Origin of the sequence: Nonomuraea sp. SBT364 (assembly GCF_001083785.1) — a bacterium.
Classification (GTDB): Bacteria; Actinomycetota; Actinomycetes; order Streptosporangiales; family Streptosporangiaceae; genus Nonomuraea.
Genome location: NZ_LAVL01000019.1, coordinates 64,206 through 90,562 on the forward strand (window position 1 = coordinate 64,206; position 26,357 = coordinate 90,562).

The following is a 26,357-nucleotide window of genomic DNA, read 5'->3' on the forward strand; positions in this document are numbered from 1 at the left end:
AGAACATGCCATGGATCTGCAACTGGCCGGCAAGACGGCCGTCGTGACCGGCGGCAGCAAGGGCATCGGCCTGGCTCTCGTCCGCGTCCTGCTCGCCGAGGGGATGCGCGTGGTCACCGGCTCGCGCACGATCACGGCGGAGCTGAAGGAGACCGAGGCGGTGCCCGTGGCCGTCGATCTCTCCACCAGCCACGGGCCGGCCGAGCTCATCGGCAAGGCCGCCCTCGTGCTCGGCGGCATCGACCTGCTGGTCAACAACGTGGGAGTGGGCGATACCGACGACTTCGCCAAGGGCGCCCGGCTGAACTTGCTCGAACTGCCGGACGATGCCTGGGAACACACCTTCGACCTGCACTTCTACAGCGCGCTGCGGGCCAGCCGCGCCGCGCTTCCGTACCTGATCGAGCGCAGGGGCACGATCGTCAACGTCTCCTCGGTCGGGGCGCGGGCCGCCTCCGCCGGTCCCGCCGACTACAACGTCTCCAAGGCGGCGCTCGGCGCCCTGACCAAGCTGATCTCCGAGCAGTTCGGCGGGCAGGGCGTACGTGCCATCACCGTGTCACCCGGGCCGGTGGGCACCGGGGTGTGGACCGACCCGGACGGCTTCGTCGGCCGCCTCGCGAAGGCGCGGGGGCTCCCCCAGGACGTGCTCACGGAGCAGCTGATCAAGGAAAGCGGCGTGACCACCGGCCTCCTCACCGCACCCGAGGAGGTGGCGCGGCTGATCGCCTTCCTGGCCTCGCCCGTCAACATCACCGGCAGCGAACATCTCATCGACGGAGGCATGATCAAGCACGTGTGACCAAAGCCGGCAGTCCGATCGTCCCGCCCTCGTGCTCCCGGTCACCAGGTGACCGGGAGTACGGTCAGGCCGCCGGCCCCGGGGTTGTCAGAGTGAGGCGAGGCCCAGCAGGAGCGGGGCGGTGGAGGCGGCGGTCAGGACCGTGGGCATCACGGTCCCCTTGACGTCCTTGGCCAGCAGGTGCGTGACGGTCGCGCCCGCGAAGTACAGCACGACGCCGACGGCGGCGGCGATGCCCAGGGGACGGTAGAAGATCCCGGCCAGCAGCCCGAGCGCCCCCGCGATCTTCAGCACGGCCAGGAGAGGGAACCAGCGCAACGGCACCCCCAGCTGGGTCATGGTCGCCGTCACCCCCTTCTCCTTGGCCAGCAGGAGACCTGCCGAGGCGATCAGCAGCGGCGACAGCACGGAGACGACGACGAGATAGGCGATGAACATGGGGTTTCCTTCAACGGAGTCATGCATGGGAAGGCGGCGCGGCGCCGCCGGATTCATGCCTGCCACCCTGGCCGGACGGGCGACTCGCAGGGAGTCCGAGCTGAGGATGGCACTGACAGGGCCACGATGAGCGGCCACGCACCCCGCGGCAATCGGTGCCGTCGCCGTTCTGTCCGGACGCCCGTGGTCAGGAGCAGGTGGCCAGGACGATGGAGACGACGGTGCAGGTGGCCGAGGCGCGGTCGTTGGCCGGGTCGGGGTCGGCCGGGGCGCTGCCGGTGCGCGTGGCGGTGACGGTGACCTGGCCCAGCGACAGCAGCGACAGCGGCACCCGGAAGGTCTTGCCGGCGCCGGCTCCCACGGGGATGGCGCCGTAGACGCAGGTGATCGTGGTGCCCGCCGCGGTGCAGCCGGATGACAGGTTGGTCGCCGACGCGCCTGGCGGCAGGATCGCCTGCACCGTGGCGGAGGTGACCGCGTCCGGACCGATGTCGCGGGCGGTCAGCGTGTATCGCAGGTACGGCACCAGGACGTCCAGACGGGGCTGGGCGGCCAGGTCGACGTCGATGTCGGCGCCGGGCGGGGTGACGATGGTGGAGTTCTCGTCGTCGGTGTTGTTGGCCGGGGTGAGGTCGGGCTCGGCGGCGGCGACCGTGGAGGTGGCGGTCAGCGTGCCTGCCGAGGCCGGCGTCACGTTGATCCTGATCGTCGCCGTGGCGTCGGCGGCCAGGTTGCCGAGGGCGCAGGTCACCGTGGGCGGGGCGATCGCGCACGAGCCCTGCGACGGGGTGGCCGCATTGATGGCGCGGGTGACGCCGGACAAGGTGGTCGACGCGCTGACCTCGGTGGCCTGGCCGGGGCCGTTGTTGGTGACGGTCGCCGCGTAGTCGAACGCGGTGCCGGCGGGGACCGGGTCGGCCGAAACGGCCAGCCCCACGAGCAGGTCGGCGGTGGCCGGGGCGCCTGCGGCGGCGACGCCTTGCGCGTGGTCGCCGGCGGCCACGGTGGCGCGTACGGGCGTGACCCACCAGCCGGCCGAGGTCGTGACGGCCAGGAGCAGCGCCAGCGGAGCCGACAGGGCGCGGCGGGCGCGTGAGGTGCGGACGACGGAGTTCACCAGAACCCTTTCCCGGCCTCGGGAACAACTGATCGGTGGTTGAGGCTCCCGCGAAGCGAGAGGCATCCGGACAGGGGTGAACTACGTCACGTAACGGATATTGACCTTATGTAATCACGCCCGGTAGTGGCCTGGTCACTATCGACCGGGTGACAGCCTTCTGCTCAGCTCAGGCGGGTTCGCAGGAGGCAGAACTCGTTGCCTTCCGGGTCGGCCAGGACGTGCCAGGACTCCTCGCCGGTCTGCCCGACGTCGGCCGGGCGCGCCCCGAGCTCCAGGAGGCGTTCGAGTTCGGCGTCCTGGTCGCGGTCGGTGGCGTTGACGTCGATGTGCAGCCGCAGCTTGCCCGTCTTGGGCTCGGCCGTGGGACTGAAGACCAGGGTGGGCTGCAGTCCGCCGAACCCTTCCCGGGGCCCGATCGCCACCGCGCCGTCGTCTTCGATGTCGAGCACGACGAAGCCCAGCACCTCGCACCAGAACGCCGCCAGCCGCTGCGGGTCACGAGAATCGATCACCAGTTCGGAAATACGACAAGCCATAACCCGTACCCTAGCCGCCACGACGGCACGGCGGCATGATCACAGGCGAGCGGTCCACTCGTGGCCCGTGAGGACGTCGGCGCCCCTGGCCGGGAAGACGCGGTTGATCAGGAAGTCGTGCACGTCCGGCTCCCCGTCGGCGCAGGCGTCGCTGAGCACGGTCACGTGGTAGTCGCGGTCGGCGGCGTCGTAGAGCGTGGCGGCGACCATCGCCCCGGTCGCGACGCCGGTCAGCACGATCGAGTCGATGTGCTGGGCGCGCAGGAGGCGATCAAGGTCGGTCGCCGCGAACGCGCTGGCCCTGCGCTTGAGGACGACGGACTCGCCCGGCAACGGCTCGATGCGCGAATGCACGAGCGTCTCGGGAGACTCTTCGTGGAACAGCGTCCCGGCCCCATGCAGGCCCCTGATCAACTGGTTTCCCGCTGCCACGTCAAGTCCTGAGCTCCGGAGCCCGAAACGGATGAAGATCACCGGGATTCCAGCGGCCCTGGCCGCGGGAAGAACCTCTTCCACGACGGGGATCACCTTGGCGGCGAAGGGATAGTTGTCCACGATGCCCGCCTGCAGGTCGCCGACAATGAGCGCGGTGCTGGTCATAAGGTTTCCTTGTCTGTACGGCGCGCCACCGGCCATCCCCCATGGTCGTGCCGGTGGCGCTGTGTCGTCCATCTGGAGTGGCCGGTTCAGCCGGCGAGGCCGCCTTTCACGCCGACCTGACGTCCGATGTCGTCGATCTCGGCGGCAGTCAGGACCACGTGCATCAGCCCGGGAAAGCGCGCCTGCAGATCCTCTCGGCGCAAGGCCACGTAGCAGCGGGTCCCCTCCTGCCGGGTGCGCGTCAGGCCGGCGTCGCGCAGAACCCGCAGGTGATGGCTGAGCGTCGACTTGGCCACCGGCGCCCGCAGCTCTCCCCAGCCGCGTTCGTGTCCGTCGGCCAGCACCCGCACCAGCCCGACCCGGATCGGGTCGCTGAGGGCGGCCATCACCTCCGTCAAGGTGATCTCGGCCTGTTCGGGATGATGCGCCTGCCTCATCCCGCCATGTTACCTTATTCGATGTTTCACGAACATCGAACGTAGGAGTGCGCCTGTGACCGACCAATCCACCAGCCGCCTGCAGGGCAAGGCCGTGATCGTGACCGGAGCCGGCTCCGGGATCGGCCGCGCCACCGCGCTCGCCTGCGCCTCATGGCGCGCAGCCCCCGGCTCCCGGTGATCGGCAAGGCCTTGCGCTCCCTGCGAAACAGCAGCAAGTCCATCCGTGAACGGGAACGGGACATCGCCCACGCCCCGGCACCGAGCGGACGCACCTGACGCCGCAGGCTGTGCGCGGAGTTTCGACGGGGATCGGGTGGCTCCGATCCAGGGTGTTCTACCAGGGGATGGAGCCGAGGCGATCGATGAAGGTCCCGGTCGGCCCGTCGGGGGCGAGCGTCGCGAGCTCGATGATCGGATCGCTGCCCTCGGTGACCGTCAGCTCGCCTGTGTGGATGTTCATGTCGGTGGCGGTGAACTTGCCGTTGGCCACCTCGCCGGGGGTCACGGCGTTGAACTTGATGTCCGGCAGCGCCTGGGCGTACCGGACGGTGATCATGTTCAGCGCCGCCTTCGACGAGGTGTAGGCGAGTTCGTACATCTTCGAGACGGCTTGCGCGGGGTCGGTCACGACGGCGATGGATCCCCCGGCGCCGGTGACCATCACCACCCGCGGGTGGTCGGCCGCCTGCAGCAGCGGCAGGAACGCGTGCGTGACCCGGACCGGGCCGTACACATTGGTGTCGTAGACGGCGTGGATGTCCTTGGCCGTCGCCTCCGCCGGGTTGACACCGCCGCCTGGCGTGCCGGCGTTGTTGATCAGCACGTCGATCCGGTCGGTGTGCTCCCGGACCAGCCGCACGGCCCCGGCCACCGACTCCTCCGAGGTCACGTCCAGCGGAACCATGATGACGTGTGCGCCGTCGGCGGCCAGCTTCTGCGCGGCGGCCCTTCCCCGGCCCGTGTCGCGTGAGCCGAGGAAGACCGTCCAGCCCAGCTCCGCGAGCCTGCGCGCGGTCTCGTAGCCGAGGCCCTTGTTCGCTCCAGTGATCAATGCTGAGGTCATGTTCTCTCCTGACGTGGTTGCACTCATGGCCATGTGACGGTGCCGGCTGCCTTCGCTCGCGGCGGCCGGCGTCCTGACCATGCGGCGTCGGCACCCCGGCCTCTGTGACAGTGCGGCCCTATGACGTGTGTCACTGACCACGGGTGTCACACAACGGTGGGCGCCGGCGCCTTCTGCATGGAGGCTCGTGCCGCGGCCCAGGCACTCCTCAAGATCGTCGACTCCGACGACCCGCCCCCGCGCCGAGCCGGCTCACCACGAGACAGGAGCACTACATGAAGCACCGCATCGTCGTCCTCGGCGCCGGGTATGCCGGGGCCTACGTGGCCGGGAACCTGGCCCGCCGGCTGTCCCCGAAGGACACCGAGATCACTGTCGTCAACGCTGAGCCGGACCTCATCCAACGGCTGAGGCTGCACCAGCTCGCGGCGGGTCACGTGATCGAGGCGCCGAAGCTCGCCGACGTGTTCGCGGGCACGGGCATCCGGTTGCGCCTGGCCCGTGTCACCGCCGTCGACCCCGAGCGCCAGATCGTCACTTTCACCGACACCGGCGAGCTCGGCTACGACACGCTCGTGTACGCGCTCGGCAGCCACGTCGCCGACCACGGCGTCCCCGGTGTGGCCGAGCACGCCTTCCATGTCACCGCCCGGCCCGCGGCGCTGCGCCTGCGCGAGCGTCTGGACAGCCTGGAGGCTGAGCGTGGGCGTGTGGTGGTCGTGGGTGACGGGTTGACGGGCATCGAGACCGCCACCGAGATCGCCGAGGCCCGGCCGGGCCTGTCGGTGGCGCTGATCGCCCGCGGTGAGCTGGGCGCGCGGTTGTCCGCCGGAGCCCGCGGTCATCTGCGCCGGGCCTGCGACCGGCTGGGCGTCACCGTCCTGGAACACACCAGCGTGGAGGCCGTGGAAGCGACGCGGGTGCTGTGTGCCGGCGGCACCGCCCTGGCGTCCGACGCGACCGTGTGGACGGCCGGGTTCGCGGTCGACCCCATCGCCGCCGCCGGCGGGATGAAAGTCACCCAGAACGGTCAGATCATCGTCGATGACACCATGCGCTCGGTCTCACACCCGGACGTCTACGCCGCAGGCGACAGCGCCTACGCCATCGGCGACAACGGCCGGCCACTGCCGATGTCCTGCGCGTCGGCCGGCTCCACCGGCCGGCAGGCCACGGACGCGATCGTGGGCCGCCTGACCGGCCGCAAAATCGCCAAGAGCAAGCTGGACTACCCGGGCAACCACATCAGCCTCGGGCGGCGGGACGGGATCCTGCAGCCGGTCGACGACCAGGCGCTAGCGAGGCCCAAGTACGTGGGCGGCCGCAAGGCGGCGCGGATCAAGACGGGCATCCTCCAGATCTCGCTGTGGGCCACCTCGCACCCGACCTTCGGCCTGCCCACGCGCAGGCGCCGCCTGGCCGACACGCCGAATGCGTCCGCCAAGAAGGCGCTCGCGTAACCGTCCCTCCAGCTCGAAGCACTTCATCGTCAGCGTCCTCGGGGGTTGCCTTGCTCACCCGCACCGCCTTATCTTGGACCGGCCGTTCCAAGATAAGGGGTGAAGTGATGCCCGACGTCAAGCATTTCGAGCCCGACGCCGTGCTGGATCAGGTGGTGCGCCTGTTCTGGGAGCGTGGCGCCGAAGTCACCGGCATCGCCGAGATCGTGCGGGCCACCGGGCTGAGCCGCTCCAGCCTGTATGCGACCTTCGGCGGCAAGGAGCGGCTGCAGGCCGCCGCGCTGCGCCGCTACCTGGAACGGCAGTCCCGGCCGGTCTTCGACGCGCTGGCCGCCGACCAGCGGGGCCTGCCCGCCGTCGACGGCTTCTTCGAGCGGCTCGTGGCGGCACGCTGCACCGGTAAGCACGCCCGCTGGGGCTGCCTGGTCACCAACGCCCACACGGGTGCGGCCCGTGAGGTTCCCGAGATCCGGGAGGTCCTGGACGCGCACCACGGCGCGCTGCGCGCCGCGATGCGCGCCGCACTGCGAAGTGCGCGGGAGCTCGGCCAGACGCGTCCCGGCCTGGACCTGGACGCGTGCTCCGAGAACCTGGCCCTGCTGGCCTACGGCGTCAACCTGCGCTCGCGCGCCGGAGCCGAACCGGCCGAGCTGCTGGCCGGGGTGCGTGCCGTACTGGATGGATTCGCCCACACCGAGGAGAGATGATGATGGATTTCCGTGTGTACGACGAGAGCGACGCCCCCGAGGCGGCCCGCCCCATGCTGGAGGCGGCCAAGAAGCGCATGGGGTTCGTGACCACCCTGAACGGAGTGATGGCCGAGTCGCCCGAGTTGCTGGCCGGGTACAACGCGCTGGCCGAGCAGTTCGCCAAGTCTTCGCTGCCCGGGCCGGCCAAGCACGTCGTGTGGATCACCGCGAGCGTGGAGAACGGCTGCGAGTACTGCGTGGCCGCGCACTCGACCCTCGCGCTGCGCTCACGCGTCCCCGTGGAAGTGGTCGAAGCCCTGCGCGCCGGTGAGCCTTTGCGGGACGAGGCGCTGGAAGCCGCCCGCCGCCTCACCCTGGCCATGGTCGCCGGGCGCGGCTGGGTGGACGACGCCGAGATCGAGGCGTTCCTCGCCGCCGGCCACACCCGCCGCCACGTGCTGGACATCGTGCTCGGCGTCGGGATGAAGACGCTGTCGAACTACACCAACCACATCGCGCACACGCCGCTGGATCCCGCGTGGCAGGGGCAGGAGTGGACCCGCGAGCCCGCCGGCGCCTGAGCACACGCCCAGCAGCCTGCTGATCACCCGGCGGTCATGGACGAGCTGGAGAGCGCCCGGTCGAGGGCGTCCAGTGTGAGGTCGTCCAGCAGCCCGGCACGACCGCCGACGAGATGGCGTTCCACGATCTCGACCACCACCGTCTCGCTCCGGCGGACCTTTTCCATGATGCGCTCCCGCGGGGCGTCACCGCGCAGGTAGGTGACGTCGGCGAAGTACGGCAGCACCCACGGCAGCGAGTTGCGGGTGAAGGAGTCGCCGATGAGCAGGGTCCGGGGCCTGTACAGCGGCGCCCGGTCCGAGGTGTTGGCGGTGCCGAACGACACGGGTGACTCGCGGTCGTCCTGCCGGACCCGCCGCACTCCGTCCCGTACCAGCCGCCACCGGTCGATGGTCTCCTCGACAGGGATGCCCAGCAACCCGCCCAGGTCGCCGTTTCGCGGCACTTGCCCGACTTTCTCCAGCCGGGTGTCGCGGGACAGGCCGGGCTGGAGCGCCAGGGCCAGCTCGGTGCCGTACAGCCCGGCGGAGTGCTCGTCCCAGTGGCTGTCGGTCCGCCAGTACGCGGGCGCGCCGGAGCGCTCCAGCGGGCCCCGCAGGTCTACGTACCCGGGCAGCCGCGCCGCCCGCAGCGCGGCCCAGAACTCCCGCTTGCGCGTGAAGAGGCAGGTCCGGCCGGGGAAACGCGCCGGCAGCCGGTCCGGGCGAATCGTGGTCTTGTCCGGGGCCACGGTGAGCACGAACCGCCTGCCGGACCCCCGCACGATCCCGGCCAGCCGGTGCAGCCGTTCCAGCGTTTCGGCGATGGACCGGCGCGGACGGCACGCCTCGGTCACGTCGTCGCCGAAGTAGAGCCAGCCGTCACGTCCCTGGATCACCCGCGGATAGTCCGTGGCGCCCGCCGTGCCGTAGGACGGCGCCTCCTTGAACAGGAACTCCGACAGGGCGGCGTTCCCCCGGACCGCGTACTGCCGGAACGGCAGGTGAGCCGTCGCCCACGCTTCCACCTCCGGGACGATCTCCCAGCCGCGTGACACCGCCGGGAACTCCGGCAGGCGCCGGTTCTCGATCGCCGCCGCCCGCACGCCCGCGGTGTAGGCCAGCGCGGGCCCGGCGAAGAACAGCATCGCGGCCAGCAAGGTGGTGGGTGTCCTCATGAGTGACCTCGTCAGAACTGGTAGTAGAGGAAAGGGCTGAAGGTGCCGGCGGCGACGAGCAGTGCCGCGTAGGGAGCGGCCACCCACGTCACCGCGGCACGCCCCAGTCGTGCGAGCGCGGGTCGCCGCCCCTGTCGCGTGGCCGGCAGCAGCACCACGGTCAGCGCCAGCGCGAAGACGAGCAGCCGCTGGCCGGTGGCGGCGTACGCGGCGAACTCGTCCAGCGGGCCCGGCCGCCAGGTGAACATCGCCCGCAGCATGTCCCCCGCCTCGGCCATGCTCTTGGCCCGGAAGAACACCCAGCCCACCACGACCAGCAGGAACGTGACGCCGCGGCGCAGTGCCATACCCCAGGCGGTGCCGGGCGGACGATCCCAGCCCAGCAGCCGCTCCGCAACCAGCAGGGCCCCGTGGTACAGGCCCCACACCAGGAACGTCCACCCGGCGCCGTGCCACAGACCGCAGAGCACGAAGATGATCAGCAGGTTGCGGTAGGTCCTCGGCGCGCCGCCGCGGTTGCCGCCCAGGGGGATGTAGACGTAGTCACGGAACCAGCGGGACAGCGACATGTGCCAGCGCCGCCAGAAGTCGGTGACCGAGTACGACGAGTAAGGCCGGTCGAAGTTCTCCGGAAGCCGGAACCCGAACATCGTCCCCAGCCCGACGGCCATGTCCGAGTAGCCGGAGAAGTCGAAGTAGATCTGCAGCGTGTAGGCGAGCGCTCCCAGCCAGGCGGTCGGCGTGTTGATCTCGCCACCGGCGTGCGCGAAGGCGGCGTCCGCCACGGGCGCCAGCGAGTCGGCGACGATCACCTTCTTGGCCAGGCCCAGAGCGAAGCGGGGAAAGCCGGCGGCGAGGTCGCCCGATCGGTCCCGGGGCGCGGCCCCGAGCTGCCCGGCGAGCTCGTGGTAGCGGACGATCGGCCCGGCGATGAGCTGGGGAAACATGGCGATGTAGGTGATGAACCGGACAGGGTTGCGCTGAGCCGGGGTGCTGCGGCGGTAGACGTCCACCACGTACGACAGGTGATGGAAGGTGTAGAACGAGATCCCGATCGGCAGGGCCAGGCTCACGATCGGGCTGCGGCCCAGCCCCAGCGCGTCGGTCAGGGCGTCGATCTGCACGCTGGCGAAACCCGCGTACTTCCACACCGCGAGCACCGACAGATCCCAGCCGGCGGTCGCCAGCAGCACCGCGCGGCGCGCTCCCGGCCGATCCCGCAGCCGCGCCGAGTCGAGCGCGAGTCCGGCGCCGTAGTTGACGGCGATCGCCGACAGCAGCAGCAGCGTGGACGGCCCGGCTCCCCAGGCGTAGAAGAGCAGGCTCGCGCCGGCGACGACCGCGTCGCGGTGGCGCCGGGGCAGAATCCAGTAGATCAGCAGCACGGCAGGCATGAAGAGCCACAGGAACAATGGAGAAGCGAACGACATCGGTGTCCCGAGGATTTCCAGGAGTCATGAAGGACACGACGCAGTGCAGCAACCGGCCCATAAGGCGGTCGCCACCGGATGTGGTTATGCCGGTATTACCTCGCCGCTGTCAGGCTGCGGCGGGTGCGAACCCCGAAAGGACATGGGAGGCAGCGATGCGGATCCTGGTCGCAGAGGACGAGCGCGTGCTCGCCGACTCGATCGCGGCCGGCCTTCGCAAAGAGGCGCTGGCCGTGGACGTCGCCTACAACGGCGCGGCGGCCCTGGAACGCCTCGCCGGCCACGACTACGACGTCCTCGTCCTGGACCGCGACCTTCCCGGGCTGCACGGCGACGAGGTCTGCAGGAGGACGGTCGAGGCGGGCGGGCTGGTCCGGATCCTCATGCTGACCGCCGCCGGCACCGTGCGGGATCGCGTGGCGGGCCTGTCCCTCGGCGCCGACGACTACCTGCCCAAGCCGTTCGCCTTCGCGGAACTGCTGGCCCGGGTGCGCGCGCTCAGCCGCCGGGCGACCCCCGCCGAGCCGCCGATCCTGCACCACGCGGGCATCAGCCTCGACTCGACGCACCAGCAGGTCTTCCGCGGCGGCCGTTACGTCCCGCTGGCTCCCAAGGAGTACGGCGTGCTCGCCGTCCTGCTGCGGGCCCGCGGCACCGTGGTGTCGGCCGAGGACCTGCTGGACAAGGTGTGGGACGAGCGGATCGACCCGTTCACCAACACGGTCAGGACCACGATGGTGAAACTGCGCAGGAAACTCGGCGAGCCCGAGGTCATCAAGACCGTCCTGGGGGTTGGGTACCGGATCCCATGAGAACGACGATGCGGATGAGGTTCGCCCTGCTGTGCGGCGTCATGGCGTTCCTGATCGGCGCCTTGCTGCTGGCGGTGATCATGCTCATCGTCGGTCAGCGGCTGCAGGCGCCGGATCTGGGTGCCCCGGTGGTCGAAACCGGCGCCGGCGAGTTCGTGGTGATGATGGACCGGCGCCTGGTGGCCCGCGAATCGGCGCGGGTGAAGGGCTACCTGCACGACACCGTGCGCGACCTGCGTGGCTGGGGAGCGCTCGCCCTGCTCGGACCGACCGCGATCGCCACCGGAGCGGGGTGGTGGGCGGCCGGGCTGGTGCTTCGCCCCGCCAGGAAGGTGACGTTCGCCGCCCGGCGCGTGGCGCAGAGTCACGACCTGACCGACCGGATCGGCTACGACGGCCCGCCCGACGAGATCAAGGAGCTGGCCGACATCATCGACGGCATGCTCGCACGGCAGGCCCGCGTGCTGGACGGGCAGCGCCGCTTCATCGCCAACGCCTCGCACGAGCTGCGCACCCCGCTCGCCGTCAACCGCACGCTGGTGGACGTGGCGATGCACGGCTCCGACGTCACCCCGGAGCTCAGAGGTCTGGGCGAGTCGCTGCTCCTGGTCAACGCCAGACACCAGCGGCTGATCGACGGCCTGCTCGCGCTGGCCGAGGGTGAGCAGCGGATCCCCGATCCGAGCCGGTTCGACCTGGCCGACGTGGTGGAGCATGTCGTGAACCAGACAGGGCCGGAGGCCGCGGACCGGGGCGTCACCCTGCACCGCGCGCCGCACAGCGCGCCGACCGCGGGTGAACCGGCGCTGGTGGAACGGCTGGTGCAGAACCTCGTCGAGAACGCGATCAGGCACAACGTCCCTGATGGAGAGGTGTGGGTGTCCAGCCGGCGGTCCGCTGACACGGTGGAGCTGACGGTCGCGAACACCGGCCCCGTCGTGCCGCCGTACGAGATCGAGACGATCTTCCAGCCGTTCCGGCGGCTGAACGGCGATCGGCTGGACTCCGCGCACGGCAGTGGGCTCGGCCTGTCGATCGTCCGGGCCATCGCCGTCGCGCACGACGGCACCGTCGCCGCCCGGCCACGCGACCAAGGCGGCCTCACGGTCACGGTGCGCCTGCCGTACGAGGACGCGCCCGGGCCGCAGTCGCCCGCCTAGACATCAATGCGACGCCACGCGACGTCACGGCTAACTCCCAGGTCGCAGCGGACGCTACAGCCATGGCGTCGAGCCGAGCTTGTCGTGACGCCATAGTGATGCCATAGTGGCGTCATGGACCTTTCGCCATACGTCGATCAGCTCCGCCGCGAGCTCGCCCTTGCCGCCGGGGCGGGCGGCGAGGAAGCTCGCGCGCTGGCCGAGCGCCTGGCCGCGACGCTGGAGTCGGCCGCCCGGCTCGCCCTGCTGGAGGCCCTGTCCGCCGCCGCGGACGAGATCACCCAGGAGCTCGCACCCGGCTCGGTCGAGGTACGCCTGCGCGGCCGCGACCCCGGCTTCGTCGTGACGCCACCGGCCGGCCGGCCGTTCGGGGAAGAGGGCGAGATCGAGCGCTACGAGCGGCCGCCCGCCCCTCCCCCACCCCCGGACGTCGACGAGGGCGGGACCTCCCGGATCTCGCTCCGGGTCCCCGAGCACCTCAAGCCGCGCATCGAGGAGGCGGCCGCCCGGGACGGGCTGTCGGTCAACGCCTGGCTGGTCCGCGCCGTCGCCGCCGCGCTCGACCCGGGTGACGCCGCCCGCCGCCCCGCCCGGCGCGCCACCCAGCAGACCGGTAATCGCTACAGCGGCTGGGTGCGCTGATGGCCACGCCAACTCGTAAGAAGAGGACCGCAATGCCGACCTTCGACAGTCCGGAACCGATTCTCGCCCTCGTCGACGTGGCGGTCGCGCACATCTGGATCAACGCGAGCGACCGCGCCGACACCGTCGTCGAGATCCGGCCGGGCGACCAGCACAACGAGGCCGACGTGGAGGCCGCCGAGCACATCCACGTCGAGTACACCGACGGCAGGCTCGTGGTGCGGGCGGCCACGGACCGGACCGCTTCGGCGTCCGCCTGGGGCCTCTCGCTGGACAAACTGGTGGAGTCGCCCTCCAACTGGGCGCGCTCACTGCTGCACGGCTGGAGTGGTTCGGTCGACGTGTCGATCGACCTGCCGACCGGCTCCCGCGTCGACGCGAGGACGGCGGCGGGGCTCCGCTGCCGGGGCGCGCTCGCCGAGGTGAGCTTCACCACCTCCTACGGCGACATCCAGGTGGAGCAGGCCCGCCGGCTACGGCTGAAATCCACCCACGGCGACATCTCGGTCACCCGCTCGACCGGGCATGCCGAGGTCACCAACACCAACGGTGACATCCGCATCGGCGAGATCGACGGCACGGCGGTGGTCAAGACGGCGCACGGCGAGATCCGGCTGCGCGAGGTGACCGGCGAGCTGCGCCTGAGCTCAGCCCACGGCGACAGCGTCGTCGATCGCGCCCTGGGCGACATCGCCGTCAAGACCGCCTACGGCAGCGTCCGGATCGGCGACGTGGCGTCCGGCTCGGTCGTCATGGAGACCACCGGCGGCGGGCTGGAGCTCGGGGTCCGGGAGGGCTCCGCCGCATGGCTGGACCTGAGCTCGAAGTACGGCACCGTCGACGTCTCCCTGGACCCCGCGGACGACCCCGGTCCATCCGGTCCGGTCGTCGAGGTGCGGGCGCACACCGTCCACGGCGACATCGACATCCACCGTTCCTGACAACCGAAGGAGTTCCCATGGCAGACGCGATCGTGGCCTAGGGACTGGTCAAGAAGTACGGCGACGTGGTGGCCCTCGACGGGATGGAGCTGGCCGTCCCCGAAGGGACGGTGTTCGGGCTCCTCGGCCCGAACGGGGCCGGCAAGACCACCACCGTGCGCATCCTGACCACGCTGCTGAAGCCCGACGCCGGGCACGCCAGGGTGGCCGGGCTGGACGTCGTCCGCGACGCGCACCGGCTGCGCGCCCACATCGGGGCGTCGGGCCAGTACGCCGCCGTCGACGACCACCTCACCGGCGCCGAGAACCTGGAGATGGTCGGCCGCCTCTACCACCTGGGCATCAAACGCGCCAAGCAGCGCGCCCGGGAACTGCTGGAGCGCTTCGACCTGACGGAGGCGGCCGACCGCCCGGTGCAGGGCTACTCCGGAGGCATGCGACGGCGGCTCGACCTGGCCGGCGCGCTGGTCGTCAACCCGCCGGTGCTGTTCCTCGACGAGCCCACGACCGGTCTCGACCCACGGGCCAGGGCGAGCCTGTGGGACGTCATCGCCGAGCTCGTCACGACGGGCACGACGGTGCTCCTCACCACTCAATACATGGAGGAGGCCGACCGGCTCGCCGACCGCATCGGAGTGGTCGACCACGGCCACGTGATCGCGCTCGGCACCGCCGACGAGCTCAAGGACCAGGTGGGCGGCGACCGGATCGAGCTGTCGGTGACGAGCGCGACCGACCTGGAGACGGCCAGGCGGACGCTGGCGCCCCTGGCCGTCGGCGACATGCAGATCGACGCCACCGCCCTGCGGGTCACGGTCCCGGTCACCAGCGGCGCCGCCGCGCTGACCACGGCCCTCGGCCACCTGGCAGCCGAGCGGATCACCGTACGCGACGCCGGGCTGCGCCGGCCGACCCTGGACGACGTGTTCCTGACCCTCACGGGACGTGAGGCCGACGAGAAGACCCAGGAGACCGTGCGATGAACACCCTGCAGATGGCAGTCGCTGACGGCCTGACCATCACCAAGCGCAACGCGCTGAAGATCAAGCGAGCACCCGACATGCTCGGCGGCGTGGTGCTGCTGCCGATCGTGCTCGTGCTGCTGTTCGCGTACGTCTTCGGCAGCATGATCGAACTGCCCGGCCTGTCCTACACGGAGTACCTGCTCCCGGGCATCTTCGTCATGACGATCACCACCAGTGCGCAGATCACCGGCTACACCCTCACGCTGGACCTGCAGAAGGGCGTCTTCGACCGGTTCCGCACCCTGCCGATGTCGCCTTCGGCGGTGCTGACCGGCCAGACCTTCAGCGACCTCATCACGAACGTGACCAGCATCGTGACCATGGCGCTCGTCGGGCTGCTCGTCGGATGGCGCATCCACACCTCGCCGCTCGAAGCGGCCCTGGGGTTCCTGGTGCTGCTGCTGTTCGCGTACGCCTTCTCCTGGGTGACGGCGACGGTCGCGCTGGCCCTGCGCACGCCGGAGGTCTTCAACAACGTGGCCACCATCGTGTCGCTGCCGCTGATCTTCCTGTCCAACGCCTTCGTCGACAGCGCGCGCCTGCCCGGGCCGCTGAAGGTGGTCGCCGAGTGGAGCCCGATCTCCACGCTCATCCAGGGCACGCGCGAGCTGTTCGGCAACACCAGCCCGGCCATGCCCGTGCCCGGCGCCTGGCCGCTGCAGCACGCGGTGGCCGCGTCGATCCTGTGGTCGCTGGTGCTCCTCGTCGTGTTCGTGCCGCTGGCCACGCGGCTGTACAAGAGGGCCGTCAGTCAGTGAGCACGCGCCAGGCGGGGGCGGCACGCGTCTCCGACGACGATCGCGACACGTCCGTCCAACTGCTGCAGGACAGTTTCGCCGACGGCCGCCTCACCGCCGCTGAGCTGGAGCGGCGACTCGAAGGCGCGCTCACCGCGCGCTCCCGCGACGACCTGCTCGCGATGGTCTCCGACCTGCCGGTCGACGTGGTCCACCTGACGCCCGGAAGCGGACGTATCCGGAGAGAGGGCGACTGGCGGGTCCCCCGCCTGCTGCGGATCGACTCCGTGTACGACAGGGTACGCCTCGACCTGTCCCGCGCCCTCGTCCGCCACTCCCAGGTGGACATCGAGCTCCGGCTCACCTACGGCTCCGCCACGATCGTCCTGCCGGCCGGCGCGAGCGCGGACGTCGACGGGGTGCGGACCGAATGGGGCGGCATGACCAGCAAGGCAGCCGCTTACGCACGGCCCGGCGAGCTGCACGTCCGCGTCGCCGGGGAGCTCACCCACGGCCGCCTGACCGTCCGCAACTCCCGCAGGTAGACGGCCGTCAGAACCAGAGCCCGCAGTGGTGGGCGACCTTCATGTTGATCGGTCGTACGGCCTCCGGAGCGAGTACGAGCGCGCGGTCGGCGGGGCCGAGACGCGGCCAGGCGGCGCTGCCCGCCCCGTTGGGGTCGCCGGTCCGGACGAACCGGGTCCAGTAGCCGGCCATCCGATCGGCCAGGCGGCGCTGGCCGGCGCTGAGCCCCGGGCTGTCGGGGAAGTCGAACAGGTAGAAGGTCTCGGCCCCGTGCGCGGTGGCGGGCCGGACGTGGGCGGGCAGGGGCTGTCCGCCCGGGGTGGGCGCCGACGGGTCGGCGAAGACGTAGGCGTAGGTGGGCGCCTTCCGGGCGTGTTCGCGGCCCGACTTCCACGAGGGGCAGATCCAGCCGCTGTCGGTGAAGACCCGGCCGGCCGCCGCGGTGGGCGAGGGGAACCGCCGGGCCCGGTAGTGCCGTCCGACGCGGGGCGCGGCCGCGCCGAAGGCGGTCTTCAGCAGGGCCGCGTACCGGGCGGCGGTGACACCCTGCGGGTAGACGGCCAGGGTGAACTCCACGTGCTCGTCACGGGTGTTGCCCTGCAGCAGCGGCACGGCGGCCTGCCGGCCGGCGGCGAACACCCGGGCCGGCTCGTGCGGGACGAGCTCGGTCCCGTAGGCGAGCAGCGGGAACCGGGCGGTGTACGGCAGCAGCTCCGCCGCGCTCTTCCGTCGCAGGCACGCCACGTCGGCGCAGGCCAGCTGCCCGGCCAGCGCCTTGCCGGCCCCCTGGATCGTCTCGATCGGATGCCAGGACGAGATCGCCGGCATGCCCTCGCCCATCGCCCCGGCGGGGTGGCTGGTCCGGCACGATCCGCTCTGCACGATCGCCCGGTGGAACAGGCCCCGGGCGGCCGGTGAGGTCATGAGCGTGCAGGCGCTCATCGCGCCGGCCGAGGCCCCGGCGAGCGTGACCTCGCCGGGGTCGCCGCCGAACGCGGCGATGTTGGCGCGCACCCAGCGCAGCGCCGCCACCTGGTCCCGCAGGCCGAAGTTGCTGCTGTGGCCGAGCTCGGGGTGGGCGAAGAAGCCGAACACGCCGAGCCGGTAGCTGACCGTCACGACCACGATGTCCCCGTCCCTGACCAGCCGTGCCGGGTCGTAGATCGAGCCCGCGCCGGTGATGAAGCCGCCGCCGGGGACCCAGACCATGACCGGCCGCTTCTTGCCGGGCCTGGCGGGCGTGGTCACCTCCAGGGTCAGGCAGTCCTCGCTTTGCGGGATGCCCGCCGGCATGTCGGGCGCCTCCGGCTGGACGCACGCCGGCCCGGCCTTCGTCGCGTCGCGGATGCCGGTCCAGGGGGTCGCGGGCCGGGGCGGCCGCCAGCGCCACTCCCCCGTCGGCGGGGCGGCGTACGGGATGCCGCGAAAGCGGTGGACGCCGTCCTGGTCCATGCCCCGCACCTGCCCCGACGCCGTCTCGTCGACCGGGCCGGAGATCTCCCGGGCATGGGCGGGTGGGCTGCCCATCATGAGCATCGATACCGCGAGAAGGGTGCAGGCGGCCTTCATGTGTCTCCCGTCGCCAAGTTTATGGTGCGATCGAACCATAACACTCGTATTGGTTCGATCGCACCACGTTCCTCAGGGCCTGGGCGCCTAGATGGGATAGCCGTAGTTGCCGCCGAAAATCGGGCGGATATCGCTGGGCGGCCGGTTGGCCGTGCCGATCAAGTGCTCGCCTGGAGCATGGCGAAGTCGGCATGGGCCTGCTCCACGGCCTCGGGATACGCCTGCCGCTTCTGGTGCTCGGCCAGCGCCCGGTAGATGCTCGCCAAGCTAGGGTGCTGTCCCTTGCGCTTGCCGGTGGGGATGATCAGGTCCGGGCGGATGTCTTTCACCGACTCGCCGTTCGCGTGGCGGCGCAGCACGGTGTGCAGCATGTCGTCGGTGATCACCGACGGGCGTCCACCGTGGTTTCCCTTGCGCGCGGCGGCATTCAAGCCTTCCAGGGTGGCCTCGCGGATGTTCTCGCGTTCGGTCTCGGCCATCGCGGCGAAGAATGCGAACAGCACCCGCCCGGTGCCGGACGGGTCGTAGATCCCGGTCAGCGGCCCGGCGAGCAGCTCCAGGGCGATGCCGTGCGCGGTGAGATGGTCGGCCGGCGCGGTCAGCTCGGCCGAGTCCCGGCCCAGCCGCTTCATCTCGTACACGGTTCGTACACGGTGAGGATGACCCGGCAGTGCGGGGCGTGCGCCTTGATCTCGCGGCAGGCCTCCAGGGCGGCTTCGAACTTCGGGCGGACCCGCACGCGGGTGGATACCTTCTCGGCGAAGATCTTCTCGCGCGGGATGCCGTGTGCGGCCAGCGCGTCCAGCTGAAACTGAAGTTCCTGGGTGAGGTGGGAGCAGCGGGCGTAGGCGACGCGGATGTCCGTGGCCGGGGTGTCCGGCCGCCACAGCCGCCCCGGCCCGCGGTCGGTCGGGGTCGGCACGCACAGTAGCTTCGCCAGCCGGGGGACTTTGGTGAACCGCCCGGTGTGGTAGGTCGCGGCAACGGTGCCGGAGCGCGATCGACACGGCGAGCCGGGCTCGACCAGGCAGCGCGGGCACGGGTGCCGCTCGATCTCATCGGCGTCGGACGTGGCGGTGATTTCCCGGCTTACTCACCCTGGAATCGTCTCACGAACATCTCGCAGAACACCCTGTACCTCGGTTCACGTGAGAACGGGTTCCGAGATGAAATCGGGCCTCGTCGTTCCCCGTCAACGCCTTGTTGATCTTGATCTCAGAATGGATCGTTTCTGCGAGCCGCAGTCCCGTCACCGCTGTCACGCAGAGCTGCTTTGCGGCTGGCGGTGCGGGCCGAGTTGACGAAGATCGTGGGCCGATAATACCCTTTTACTATTCTACTAGGAAAAGGGTATTGCGGTGATCAAGCTTCGCCTCGACCCAAGCTCTGGTGTGGCGACATATCTGCAACTGGTGCATCAGGTCAAACACGCCTTGCGGCTCGGTGTGCTCATGCCGGGCGATCGGCTGCCGACGATCAAAGAGGTCGTCAGCGACCTCGCGATCAACCCGAACACAGTGGCCAAGGCCTACCGCGAACTGGAGCACGAGGGCCTCGTCGTCGGTCGGCCCGGGCTGGGCACGTTCGTGCAGCGGTCCCTGGGCGGCGGATCCACGGCCGATCACACCCGGCTCTGCCGCGACCTCGCCCGGTGGGTACACGACTGCCGCGAAGCGGGGCTCGACCAAGGAGATATGGAGGCGCTGTTCGCCTCGGTGCTCGCCGACTCCGCCCAGGAGGGGATCGCATGACAGCGGATCGGACAGTGAGGATGTTCGGCGGATCCGGTGAGCTCACCGCCCCCGAACAGAGCCCGACAGCTCTGGAGGCCATAGGGCTCGCCAAGCGGTATCGGGGCACATGGGCGTTGCGCGACTGCACGATGTCCGTCCCCGCCGGCCGGGTCATCGCACTCGTCGGACCGAACGGCGCGGGCAAGTCCACGTTCCTGCACCTGGTCGCCGGGCTGATCACCCCCACCCGGGGCAGCGTGCGCGTCTTCGGCGAACCGGTCGGCCAGCGGGCGGAGGCCCTCGCGCGGGTGGCGTTCCTGGCCCAGGACAAACCCCTCTACGACAGCTTCACCGTCGCCGAGATGCTCCGCTTCGGACACCATCTCAATCCGGGATGGGACGACGCCCTGGCCCGACAGCGGCTGGCGGAACTGGACATCCCGCTGAACCGCAAGGTCGGCAAGCTTTCCGGAGGCCAGCAGGCACAGGTCGCGCTGACCATCGCCGTGGCCAAGCAGCCGGATCTGCTGGTCATGGACGAGCCGCTGGCCAACCTCGACCCCGTGGCCCGGCACGACGTCATGCGCTCCCTGATGGCGGCGGTGGCCGAGACTCAGATGACCGTGGTGCTGTCCTCCCATGTGGTGTCCGACCTGACCAACGCCTGCGACTGGCTGGTGGTGCTCAACCGCGGCCAGGTCCAGATCAGCGGCGAGGTCGACGAACTGCTCGCCACCCACCGGATGCTGTCCGGTCCGGCCGAACTGGCCGACGGGGTGGCGGCCCGGATGCCGATGATCAGCGACAGCCGCAGCGAACGGCAGGCCGACCTGCTGGCCCGCACCGGCCCGGGAACGCCGTTGCTCGACCCGCGGTGGAAAGCGTCCAGCGTGAGCCTGGAAGAGCTGGTGCTGGCCTACCTGCGCCGCCCCGACACCACCTCACTGCCTCATCCGACCTTGACCATTTCTGACCGCTAAGGAGACCTGGAAGTGTTGTGGCTTACCTGGCGGCAGCACCGTATGCAGGTGCTCGTCACCACGGCGCTGCTGGCCGTCCTCGGCGCGGTTCTGCTCATCAGCGGTCTGGGCGCGGCCGATTTCGCCGCCCAGAGCGCTCCGGCGGCCGACTGCGTGGCGGACACGCCCGAGTGCGGCGCTTACCGCGGGGAGATGAACGAGCGCATACGGCTGGTGGGTGAACTCCTCGGCTGGCTTCCGCTGCTGGCCCCGGCGATGATCGGCGCCTTCTGGGGCGCTCCGCTCCTGGCCCGGGAGTTCGAGCAGGGCACGCACCAGCTGACCTGGACCCAGTCGGTGACGCGGCGGCGCTGGTTGGCGGCCAAGATCGTCGGGCTCGGTGCCGCGGTCACGCTCGGCGGGCTGGTGCTGGCCGGCATCGTGGAGCCGTGGCTGGCCGCCTTCGACGTCCCCCCCTACAACGTTGACCGCTTCGACATGAGTTGGTTCCGCCTTGTCGGCATCATGCCGGCGGCGTGGTGGCTGTCCGCGTTCGTGCTCGGCATGGCCGCCGGCGCGCTGTTCCGGCGGACTCTGCCGGCGATGGCGGTGACCCTGGCGGTGTGCGCGTTGGCATTCTTCGGACTCCTCAGGTCGCCGTCCTCCTACGCGCCGCCGGAACGAGCCGTGCAGGCCGAGGTCATCGACGAACTCGAACCGGAAGGCTCCCTACATGTGACCAGCTACTGGATCGACAGGAGCGGCGTGAAGTACACCTCTCAGGAGGCAGAGCTCGCGCTCGCCGGCCCCTGCGGGACAGACGAGACGACCAAGAAGTACGCCAAGTGCTCTTTCAGCCACGGCTATCGACGAGTGGCAGAATTCCACCGCGCGAGCAGGTTCTGGCAGTTCCAATGGACCGAAGCGGGAATCCTGCTCATCCCCGCTCTCGCATTGGGCGGTGTCGCCGTCCGGCGCACCCTTCGGCCCCGCATCTGAAACCAATTATCGCCTCATCACGGTGACGGGACGGCCTGGCGCAGGACCGTCACCGCCTTCTGCAAGGCGTCCAGTAGAGGGCGAGCAGTGGATCATGTAGGACCGAGAGCAACGAGTTCTGCGTGGCGCAGGTCGGCCCGCTGCCTGCCCGTCCTGATCAAACTGCCCGACTTCTCCGTCAAGGGCCTCCGCTCCCGAACGTGTCCCCAACCGCCAGGTAGAGGTCGTGGTCATATTCCAACGAGACTTCTCGATAAGCGCTGATCCGCAGGTCAGCGGGGTTCGTCTCGGGTGGTCCAGCTGTGTTTGGTGATGAGCTCGGCCCGGGCGGTCTGCTGATCGCCGATGAGACCGGCTTCGTCAAGAAAGGCACCCGCTCGGCCGGGGCGCAGCGGCAATACAACGGCACCGCGGGTCGGATCGAGAACCACCAGATCGGGGTGTTCCTGGCCTACACCACCCCACGTGGCCGGGCCCTGCTGGATCGGCGGCTCTACCTGCCCGAGCACCGCAGATCCGAACCATGATCGCGAAGTGCCACTGGAGTACTAAGAGGCGCTCCAGCGGGGGTCGCGGCCGAGGTAACGCAGGAGGACCGCCACGTCGTCGTCGCCCTGCTCGAGGGCCAGGGCGGCGGCGTACGCGCCGCGGGGGCGCAGCGGCTCGACGATCTCCCTGGCGACCTTGAGGAGGGGGCGGACCAACTCGGGCGTGAGCGGCGACGGCCGGCCCGTTGCCAGGGCGATGTCCCAGGCGTGGACCGCTGCGTCCAGCCCGCACGCCGCCGAGCCGGACCACGGGGACATCTTGTGCGGCGGTGCCCGTGATCACGCGGCAGCCGGGGCTTGCCCTGTTCACGTGCCGACCGCAGGCGCGGCCAGCCGATCCGCTCGCCCCGGATCAGGCCACCGATCTGCTCATCGTCGAGGCCCAGGTCGAAGATGATGTCCAGCAGGTCGTCCAGCAGCGCCTGCCGGTCCTCCCCGGCCTTGCCTCGCTCGGCCAGCGCGTCCCGCATCTTGCGTTCAGCCTTGCTCTCCCGCGCCGAGACCGCCTGATCGAACAGCTGCACGACCTCGTCGAGCACATCGGTCGCCGACTGCGCCGGTAGCGTGAGCAGGATCGGATAGCGGCGCTGCGGATCGCGCCGCTCCAGCGCCTGCGCGGTCAACCGGCGCCCGACCGTGGCCAGGAACCGGCGCCGCTCAGCGGGCAGCACCGACAGATCTAGGCTGTCCGCATCCGTCGAGCGCAGGAATTCCAGCTTGGCGACCTCGGCCTTCACCGCGGCTGGGGACGTCTCGACCGGGCCGGTGGACAGCCACCGCAGCCGGGTCGTGCGGATCTCGGGGTCGGTCACCAGCAGCCCGTCCAGCGTGGTGCACCGCTGCTCGGTGAACTCATGCGCGAGCCGGTCGAACGTCTCCCGCTGCGCCTCGGCGCGGGCGTGGGCGACCCTCTCGACCGCGGTCACCGGGCCGGGGCGGATCACCCGCGCCGAGATCAGGTACTCGCACGCCAGTCGGAACAGCAGCGTCGGCGAGTCGTGCTTCAACGCCCGCGCCAGCAGGAACTCGTCCAGCTCCTTGAGCTCCAGCGTGGTCGGCAGCCGCCACCCCAGGTACTTCGCCACCAGCCGCAGATGCTCGGTTCGCGTCTTCGCCCGCCGCCCGTAGGACCGCAGTTCGGCTGGGTCGACGGCAAGCTGGTCGGCCAGCCTGGCCACCGCCACCGGCGGCGCCGCCGACACTTTGTCCGGCACGAATCCGAACCACGGCAACGTGGACAGGGCTACGGCCAGCCCCGCCGATCGGCCGGACCTCGGCCCCGGCCGGGATCGACGAACGCGACATCAGCTGATGTCAGGGGTGAAGAGCCGGAATAGCTCGTCTCGACCGATCTCCGGGAATCCCCGCAGCCGCTCCAGCTCCTCATCCGCGAACACCTGCGTCGCCAAGAACGACCTCCAGCCAGCCCCACAGACACCAAGCTCAGAAGCCTACTCAGCTATATCCGCCCGAATTTCGGCCTTTACTACTGGGACCCCTAGATGTGTGCCGCTCCGGTGTCCCGGGTGATCCCTAGGAACGAACACGCCGACGAAACCCCAGCTCAGGCATGGTTCGGCGGCTCGTCGCGCGCGTCCCGACCGGCGCTCCCGCTTGCTCGTCGCGCCCTAGGGAGTGGCCCGACACGGTCACACATAGGGATTTTTCCCAATGTGTGACCGTGCGGTCGGCGCATACGGTCGCTGTCATGAGTTCGCGCCCGGACCGAGCCGGGCGCTGTCGAGGGGAATCGGTGAACGACTCGTGACGCTGGGCGATGCCCGCCGGCCGTCTTGGTGGTGATGAACAGCCGGCCGGTCACCAGCCGCCGGGATCGGCCCGCCTGGCCGCCGGTCAAGCTCGGCTCCGCGTCCGGCGAACTCCACTGTCGCCAACGGGTCGCGCATCCGCCTGCCGATCAGATTTTCCACTAAGGAGCCGACTGTGATCACCTTGTGCGCTGCCTCGATCAGGGCGGAGGCATCGTGAAGGAGGAACGCCGGACCCCGGACGGTTCGCATCTGGCCCCCCGGTCGATGTTCTCCCGGCGGCTGGAGGACCGGCTCACCCATTGGTCGTCGCGGACGGGCATCGCCGTGGAGGTGTGGGCCCTGCCCAGTCAGCCGCTGCCCGGCGAGGTCGCCGATCTCGTCCAGGCCGTCATCGTGGACACCCTTGATCACGTGGAGCGGCACGTGCCGACCGCGCGTTCCCTCAGCGTCGCACTCACCGTGGCGCCCAGCGGGCTACGGCTGACGCTCGGCGTCGAGCACGCCGCGACCGCCGGCACCAGGCTCGACGCGGTGCTGCTCCGGCGGCGGGTCATGGTGGCCGAGCTGGGCGGCTCCCTCGCCGTCAACACCGTAGACCCTCCCGCCTTCCTGCCCGGCGAGCCCCTGGGCGGCACCACGGTCGGCGCCTGGCTTCCCGCCGAAGCCCTCCGCCGATGAGGGCGGCAGGTCCCGAGCACCACGCGGGATACTCAAGGAGAACTGAGTAGCCGGGCTCTCGCGGCACGCGCCGCCCGGGCAGCAGGCTGAAACGCATGAAATGGTGGCTGCTTCTCGCATCCCTGCTCGTCACGCTGCTCACCGCCTGGCTGGTCCTGTACGCGGACGTGCCCCTGTCCACGTTGCTGTCGCTGGGCGCCGGGGCGATCGCCCTGCTCTGGCTGGTCGTCGTGCTGACCGTCCCCTGGAACCTGCTCTTCGCGGCCCGCCAGGTGGTCCACGACATCGAGGTGTCCAGGGAGGCCGGCATCGACGTGACCCAGCGGCGCGAGGACGAGGCCAGGAGCATCGCCCGGCGCATGCTCGTGCTCGCGATCTCCGGCCACGTCGTGTCCGCAGTGGTGATCGCGGTCGTCACGTACTTCTCCGGGGCCCAGGTGGGCTACTACTTCGCCGGGTTCTACCTGCTGGCGACCTGTTTCCGGCCGGCCGGGGCGTACACGTCGCACCTGCGCGACCGGGTCAGGACGCTGGGGGTGGAGGTCCGCTACCCGCGCGTGGACGTGCTCGCCCTGCGCGAGCAGGTGAAGGCGCTGGACACCGCGGCGGAGCGGCTGCGGCGGGACGTCGACGAGGTCGCGGCCGGCCTGGCCGGCGCCCGCCGGGAGCTGGAGACGGCCGACCACGACCTGGGCCGCAGGATCACGCTGATGGCCCGCCGCTTCGACGAGACGGTGGACGGGCTGGCCGACAACCAGGAAGTGATCACCGGCCTGAAGGCGTTCCTGCGGCTGGTCAGGTCCGACCCCGCGTAGCACGATGGCGTCCAGGGTTCAGGATCGGCCGCAGGTCCCGGCGCAGAACTCGACCTCCGGGTGGAGCGGCGACGGCTCGTCCAGCAGCGGCTGCCGCTTGCCCCGCAGGTGCTGATCGAGGAAGGCCGCCACGTACGCGCGGGTGAGCTCGGTGGAGCGCGCCGCGGGCAGGACGCCGCGGACGGGCCTGATGCCGAGGGCGCCCGCCAGCACCGGGGCGTCGGTGAAGGACTGGTGCTCCGCGCCCGTCAGCACGATCCAGCGTTTCCACCCGGTGAGCAGCTTCCAGTCCCGGTCCCACGAACCGTCGCGGCCGCCCGGCAGGTGCTCCGGCGTGCCGAGGAACATGAACGGCCGGGAGAACCCGCTCCTGGGGATCCTGGCGTAGGTGGTGCCGTCCATGTCGATCCCGGCGCGTACCCGGGGGTCCTTCACCATGGCCGCCATGGCCGCGGCCCCGCCGATCGACTGGCCCACCATCGCGATCCTGGCGCGGTCGGCCAGGCCGGCGTCTTCCAGGTGGTCGAGCACGAAGGAGACGTCGGCGGCCCGGCCACGGACCACGGCGGTGCCGAAGCCCGGGTCCGTGTCGCTGTCGCAGGCCAGGCACTCCGCCACCCGCCCGCCGGGGAAGGTCGTGGCGTAGCTCTCGTGGGTGTGGTCGATCCCCGCCACCAGGTACCCCCGGCTGGCCAGGTCCTCCGCCAGCGACGTGAGCATGCTGACCGGCTTGGTGAAACCGGGTGACAGCACCACCAGCGGCAGCTTCCGCCCCGAGGGCTCGGCGTCCGCGACGGCGTTCGTCCGCGTCCTGCTCAGCGTGTCGTACGGCACGCCCGCGATCCTGCCGCCCTTCAGGTTGAGCTCCGACTCCTTCGGTGTCATGTACGGCGCCCGCTCCCCGTCCCGCTGCTTCGTGGGATACCACAGGGTGACCTTGAGCTCCCGGGCTTCGGCGCCGGAGTCCCAGGGATCGGGGCGGGAGGCGTCCTTCAGATGCAGGGCGGTGGTGCCGACCGGGTGGGGGCCTGTCTCTTATACACATTCTCCGAGCCCACTAGTCTTGATTAGATCTTGTATTCCGTCTTCTGCTTGAAAAAAAAAAATAAAAAATTACAGAGATAGA

At 70.4% G+C, this 26,357-nt stretch carries 30 protein-coding genes and 3 pseudogenes; 18 read left to right on the top strand and 15 right to left on the bottom strand.

What is annotated here, in order from left to right; translation table 11 throughout:
* Positions 1 to 10: 10 nt before the first annotated feature.
* Positions 11 to 802, top strand: a complete 792-nt coding sequence (locus ADY59_RS12330; RefSeq protein ID WP_049561642.1) for an SDR family NAD(P)-dependent oxidoreductase — start codon at positions 11 to 13, stop codon at positions 800 to 802.
* 87 nt (positions 803 to 889) lie between these two features.
* Here the strand turns inward: ADY59_RS12330 and ADY59_RS12335 are convergent, their stop codons facing one another.
* The 5 genes from ADY59_RS12335 to ADY59_RS12355 form a co-directional block, all read right to left on the bottom strand.
* On the bottom strand, positions 890 to 1,240 hold the full coding sequence (locus ADY59_RS12335; protein ID WP_053174689.1) for a DoxX family protein: 351 nt from the start codon (positions 1,238 to 1,240) through the stop codon (positions 890 to 892).
* Between the two features lie 187 nt (positions 1,241 to 1,427).
* Positions 1,428 to 2,357, bottom strand: coding sequence for a DUF11 domain-containing protein (locus ADY59_RS12340; RefSeq protein WP_053174691.1), 930 nt, complete (start codon positions 2,355 to 2,357; stop codon positions 1,428 to 1,430).
* Between the two features lie 164 nt (positions 2,358 to 2,521).
* Entirely contained in the window at positions 2,522 to 2,896 is a 375-nt protein-coding gene (locus ADY59_RS12345; protein WP_082310045.1) for a VOC family protein, read from the bottom strand.
* Positions 2,897 to 2,935: 39 nt separating this feature from the next.
* Positions 2,936 to 3,496, bottom strand: coding sequence for a cysteine hydrolase (locus ADY59_RS12350; RefSeq protein ID WP_049561649.1), 561 nt, complete (start codon positions 3,494 to 3,496; stop codon positions 2,936 to 2,938).
* A gap of 86 nt (positions 3,497 to 3,582) precedes the next feature.
* A complete protein-coding gene (locus ADY59_RS12355; protein WP_049561651.1) occupies positions 3,583 to 3,933 on the bottom strand; it encodes an ArsR/SmtB family transcription factor in 351 nt (116 codons plus the stop codon).
* 55 nt (positions 3,934 to 3,988) lie between these two features.
* Between ADY59_RS12355 and ADY59_RS53315 the strand changes: the two genes are divergently transcribed.
* Positions 3,989 to 4,114, top strand: coding sequence for a hypothetical protein (locus ADY59_RS53315; protein WP_269433581.1), 126 nt, complete (start codon positions 3,989 to 3,991; stop codon positions 4,112 to 4,114).
* 156 nt (positions 4,115 to 4,270) lie between these two features.
* Here the strand turns inward: ADY59_RS53315 and ADY59_RS12360 are convergent, their stop codons facing one another.
* The gene (locus ADY59_RS12360) at positions 4,271 to 4,999 is read right to left on the bottom strand and encodes an SDR family NAD(P)-dependent oxidoreductase (RefSeq protein WP_049561654.1); all 729 of its coding nucleotides are present in this window, start codon (positions 4,997 to 4,999) and stop codon (positions 4,271 to 4,273) included.
* 275 nt (positions 5,000 to 5,274) lie between these two features.
* On the opposite strand from ADY59_RS12360, the gene ADY59_RS12365 reads away from it, so the two are divergent.
* The 3 genes from ADY59_RS12365 (at position 5,275) to ADY59_RS12375 (ending at position 7,729) form a co-directional block, all read left to right on the top strand.
* A complete protein-coding gene (locus tag ADY59_RS12365) occupies positions 5,275 to 6,459 on the top strand; it encodes an NAD(P)/FAD-dependent oxidoreductase (protein WP_049561655.1) in 1,185 nt (394 codons plus the stop codon).
* A gap of 107 nt (positions 6,460 to 6,566) precedes the next feature.
* Positions 6,567 to 7,166: a TetR/AcrR family transcriptional regulator gene (locus tag ADY59_RS12370; protein ID WP_049561657.1), complete on the top strand. Its 600-nt coding sequence runs from the start codon at positions 6,567 to 6,569 to the stop codon at positions 7,164 to 7,166.
* Entirely contained in the window at positions 7,166 to 7,729 is a 564-nt protein-coding gene (locus tag ADY59_RS12375; RefSeq protein WP_049561659.1) for a carboxymuconolactone decarboxylase family protein, read from the top strand. The genes ADY59_RS12370 and ADY59_RS12375 overlap by 1 nt, the downstream gene beginning before the upstream one ends.
* Positions 7,730 to 7,752: 23 nt before the next feature.
* On the opposite strand, the gene ADY59_RS12380 is transcribed toward ADY59_RS12375, so the two are convergent.
* Complete coding sequence (locus ADY59_RS12380) at positions 7,753 to 8,886, bottom strand: alginate O-acetyltransferase AlgX-related protein (RefSeq protein WP_082310047.1); 1,134 nt, start codon at positions 8,884 to 8,886, stop codon at positions 7,753 to 7,755.
* A gap of 11 nt (positions 8,887 to 8,897) precedes the next feature.
* Positions 8,898 to 10,280: an MBOAT family O-acyltransferase gene (locus ADY59_RS12385; protein ID WP_231618679.1), complete on the bottom strand. Its 1,383-nt coding sequence runs from the start codon at positions 10,278 to 10,280 to the stop codon at positions 8,898 to 8,900.
* Between the two features lie 191 nt (positions 10,281 to 10,471).
* Between ADY59_RS12385 and ADY59_RS12390 the strand changes: the two genes are divergently transcribed.
* From ADY59_RS12390 to ADY59_RS12420, 7 genes are all read left to right on the top strand, one after another.
* On the top strand, positions 10,472 to 11,128 hold the full coding sequence (locus ADY59_RS12390) for a response regulator transcription factor (RefSeq protein ID WP_049561666.1): 657 nt from the start codon (positions 10,472 to 10,474) through the stop codon (positions 11,126 to 11,128).
* A gap of 8 nt (positions 11,129 to 11,136) precedes the next feature.
* A complete protein-coding gene (locus tag ADY59_RS12395) occupies positions 11,137 to 12,288 on the top strand; it encodes a sensor histidine kinase (RefSeq protein ID WP_053174694.1) in 1,152 nt (383 codons plus the stop codon).
* Between the two features lie 114 nt (positions 12,289 to 12,402).
* Positions 12,403 to 12,930 (top strand): toxin-antitoxin system HicB family antitoxin, encoded by a 528-nt coding sequence (locus ADY59_RS12400; protein WP_049561669.1) that lies wholly within the window; start codon positions 12,403 to 12,405, stop codon positions 12,928 to 12,930.
* 32 nt (positions 12,931 to 12,962) lie between these two features.
* Positions 12,963 to 13,871, top strand: coding sequence for a DUF4097 family beta strand repeat-containing protein (locus ADY59_RS12405; protein WP_049561671.1), 909 nt, complete (start codon positions 12,963 to 12,965; stop codon positions 13,869 to 13,871).
* A gap of 44 nt (positions 13,872 to 13,915) precedes the next feature.
* Positions 13,916 to 14,854, top strand: a complete 939-nt coding sequence (locus tag ADY59_RS12410) for an ATP-binding cassette domain-containing protein (protein WP_269433584.1) — start codon at positions 13,916 to 13,918, stop codon at positions 14,852 to 14,854.
* Positions 14,851 to 15,654, top strand: a complete 804-nt coding sequence (locus ADY59_RS12415; RefSeq protein ID WP_049561673.1) for an ABC transporter permease — start codon at positions 14,851 to 14,853, stop codon at positions 15,652 to 15,654. The genes ADY59_RS12410 and ADY59_RS12415 overlap by 4 nt, the downstream gene beginning before the upstream one ends.
* The gene (locus ADY59_RS12420) at positions 15,651 to 16,178 is read left to right on the top strand and encodes a DUF1707 SHOCT-like domain-containing protein (protein WP_049561676.1); all 528 of its coding nucleotides are present in this window, start codon (positions 15,651 to 15,653) and stop codon (positions 16,176 to 16,178) included. Before ADY59_RS12415 ends, ADY59_RS12420 begins: the two co-directional genes overlap by 4 nt.
* Before the next feature lie 7 nt (positions 16,179 to 16,185).
* Here the strand turns inward: ADY59_RS12420 and ADY59_RS12425 are convergent, their stop codons facing one another.
* The 4 genes and pseudogenes from ADY59_RS12425 to ADY59_RS53960 form a co-directional block, all read right to left on the bottom strand.
* Positions 16,186 to 17,727, bottom strand: a complete 1,542-nt coding sequence (locus tag ADY59_RS12425) for a carboxylesterase/lipase family protein (protein ID WP_063780642.1) — start codon at positions 17,725 to 17,727, stop codon at positions 16,186 to 16,188.
* A gap of 158 nt (positions 17,728 to 17,885) precedes the next feature.
* Positions 17,886 to 18,359: a recombinase family protein gene (locus ADY59_RS53320; protein ID WP_197093571.1), complete on the bottom strand. Its 474-nt coding sequence runs from the start codon at positions 18,357 to 18,359 to the stop codon at positions 17,886 to 17,888.
* On the bottom strand, positions 18,356 to 18,649 hold the full coding sequence (locus ADY59_RS53325) for a recombinase family protein (RefSeq protein WP_197093572.1): 294 nt from the start codon (positions 18,647 to 18,649) through the stop codon (positions 18,356 to 18,358). The genes ADY59_RS53320 and ADY59_RS53325 overlap by 4 nt, the downstream gene beginning before the upstream one ends.
* Positions 18,650 to 18,808, bottom strand: a pseudogene (locus ADY59_RS53960) (zinc finger domain-containing protein); the annotation flags it as partial.
* Between the two features lie 277 nt (positions 18,809 to 19,085).
* Here ADY59_RS53960 and ADY59_RS12435 point away from each other — a divergent pair.
* From ADY59_RS12435 to ADY59_RS12450, 4 genes and pseudogenes are all read left to right on the top strand, one after another.
* The gene (locus tag ADY59_RS12435; protein ID WP_049561683.1) at positions 19,086 to 19,478 is read left to right on the top strand and encodes a GntR family transcriptional regulator; all 393 of its coding nucleotides are present in this window, start codon (positions 19,086 to 19,088) and stop codon (positions 19,476 to 19,478) included.
* The gene (locus ADY59_RS12440; RefSeq protein ID WP_231618680.1) at positions 19,475 to 20,440 is read left to right on the top strand and encodes an ABC transporter ATP-binding protein; all 966 of its coding nucleotides are present in this window, start codon (positions 19,475 to 19,477) and stop codon (positions 20,438 to 20,440) included. The genes ADY59_RS12435 and ADY59_RS12440 overlap by 4 nt, the downstream gene beginning before the upstream one ends.
* A 48-nt stretch (positions 20,441 to 20,488) precedes the next feature.
* The gene (locus tag ADY59_RS12445; RefSeq protein ID WP_197093573.1) at positions 20,489 to 21,418 is read left to right on the top strand and encodes an ABC transporter permease; all 930 of its coding nucleotides are present in this window, start codon (positions 20,489 to 20,491) and stop codon (positions 21,416 to 21,418) included.
* 329 nt (positions 21,419 to 21,747) lie between these two features.
* Positions 21,748 to 21,921 (top strand): annotated as a pseudogene (locus ADY59_RS12450) (transposase); the annotation flags it as partial.
* On the opposite strand, the gene ADY59_RS48620 reads toward ADY59_RS12450, so the two are convergent.
* The gene (locus ADY59_RS48620) at positions 21,912 to 23,219 is read right to left on the bottom strand and encodes a DUF4158 domain-containing protein (RefSeq protein ID WP_269433585.1); all 1,308 of its coding nucleotides are present in this window, start codon (positions 23,217 to 23,219) and stop codon (positions 21,912 to 21,914) included. The pseudogene ADY59_RS12450 and the gene ADY59_RS48620 overlap by 10 nt on opposite strands.
* A gap of 732 nt (positions 23,220 to 23,951) precedes the next feature.
* Between ADY59_RS48620 and ADY59_RS12460 the strand changes: the two genes are divergently transcribed.
* The gene (locus tag ADY59_RS12460) at positions 23,952 to 24,416 is read left to right on the top strand and encodes a hypothetical protein (RefSeq protein ID WP_156325441.1); all 465 of its coding nucleotides are present in this window, start codon (positions 23,952 to 23,954) and stop codon (positions 24,414 to 24,416) included.
* A gap of 95 nt (positions 24,417 to 24,511) precedes the next feature.
* On the top strand, positions 24,512 to 25,231 hold the full coding sequence (locus tag ADY59_RS12465; protein WP_049561693.1) for a hypothetical protein: 720 nt from the start codon (positions 24,512 to 24,514) through the stop codon (positions 25,229 to 25,231).
* 18 nt (positions 25,232 to 25,249) lie between these two features.
* On the opposite strand, the gene ADY59_RS53330 is transcribed toward ADY59_RS12465, so the two are convergent.
* Both ADY59_RS53330 and ADY59_RS53335 read right to left on the bottom strand, forming a co-directional pair.
* Complete coding sequence (locus ADY59_RS53330; protein ID WP_269433586.1) at positions 25,250 to 25,849, bottom strand: alpha/beta hydrolase; 600 nt, start codon at positions 25,847 to 25,849, stop codon at positions 25,250 to 25,252.
* Positions 25,850 to 25,873: 24 nt separating this feature from the next.
* Positions 25,874 to 26,248, bottom strand: a pseudogene (locus tag ADY59_RS53335) (alpha/beta hydrolase); the annotation flags it as partial.
* Positions 26,249 to 26,357: the final 109 nt, after the last annotated feature.

Bases quoted from the DNA above. Each gene is read 5' to 3' on its own strand.
- ADY59_RS12330 (WP_049561642.1), top strand. From the start codon at position 11: ATGGATCTGCAACTGGCCGGCAAGACGGCCGTCGTGACCGGCGGCAGC.
- ADY59_RS12335 (WP_053174689.1), bottom strand. From the start codon at position 1,240: ATGTTCATCGCCTATCTCGTCGTCGTCTCCGTGCTGTCGCCGCTGCTG.
- ADY59_RS12345 (WP_082310045.1), bottom strand. From the start codon at position 2,896: ATGGCTTGTCGTATTTCCGAACTGGTGATCGATTCTCGTGACCCGCAG.
- ADY59_RS12350 (WP_049561649.1), bottom strand. From the start codon at position 3,496: ATGACCAGCACCGCGCTCATTGTCGGCGACCTGCAGGCGGGCATCGTG.
- ADY59_RS12355 (WP_049561651.1), bottom strand. From the start codon at position 3,933: ATGAGGCAGGCGCATCATCCCGAACAGGCCGAGATCACCTTGACGGAG.
- ADY59_RS12360 (WP_049561654.1), bottom strand. From the start codon at position 4,999: ATGACCTCAGCATTGATCACTGGAGCGAACAAGGGCCTCGGCTACGAG.
- ADY59_RS12365 (WP_049561655.1), top strand. From the start codon at position 5,275: ATGAAGCACCGCATCGTCGTCCTCGGCGCCGGGTATGCCGGGGCCTAC.
- ADY59_RS12370 (WP_049561657.1), top strand. From the start codon at position 6,567: ATGCCCGACGTCAAGCATTTCGAGCCCGACGCCGTGCTGGATCAGGTG.
- ADY59_RS12375 (WP_049561659.1), top strand. From the start codon at position 7,166: ATGATGGATTTCCGTGTGTACGACGAGAGCGACGCCCCCGAGGCGGCC.
- ADY59_RS12380 (WP_082310047.1), bottom strand. From the start codon at position 8,886: ATGAGGACACCCACCACCTTGCTGGCCGCGATGCTGTTCTTCGCCGGG.
- ADY59_RS12385 (WP_231618679.1), bottom strand. From the start codon at position 10,280: ATGCCTGCCGTGCTGCTGATCTACTGGATTCTGCCCCGGCGCCACCGC.
- ADY59_RS12390 (WP_049561666.1), top strand. From the start codon at position 10,472: ATGCGGATCCTGGTCGCAGAGGACGAGCGCGTGCTCGCCGACTCGATC.
- ADY59_RS12395 (WP_053174694.1), top strand. From the start codon at position 11,137: ATGCGGATGAGGTTCGCCCTGCTGTGCGGCGTCATGGCGTTCCTGATC.
- ADY59_RS12400 (WP_049561669.1), top strand. From the start codon at position 12,403: ATGGACCTTTCGCCATACGTCGATCAGCTCCGCCGCGAGCTCGCCCTT.
- ADY59_RS12405 (WP_049561671.1), top strand. From the start codon at position 12,963: ATGCCGACCTTCGACAGTCCGGAACCGATTCTCGCCCTCGTCGACGTG.
- ADY59_RS12415 (WP_049561673.1), top strand. From the start codon at position 14,851: ATGAACACCCTGCAGATGGCAGTCGCTGACGGCCTGACCATCACCAAG.
- ADY59_RS12425 (WP_063780642.1), bottom strand. From the start codon at position 17,727: ATGAAGGCCGCCTGCACCCTTCTCGCGGTATCGATGCTCATGATGGGC.
- ADY59_RS53320 (WP_197093571.1), bottom strand. From the start codon at position 18,359: ATGAAGCGGCTGGGCCGGGACTCGGCCGAGCTGACCGCGCCGGCCGAC.
- ADY59_RS12440 (WP_231618680.1), top strand. From the start codon at position 19,475: ATGACAGCGGATCGGACAGTGAGGATGTTCGGCGGATCCGGTGAGCTC.
- ADY59_RS12465 (WP_049561693.1), top strand. From the start codon at position 24,512: ATGAAATGGTGGCTGCTTCTCGCATCCCTGCTCGTCACGCTGCTCACC.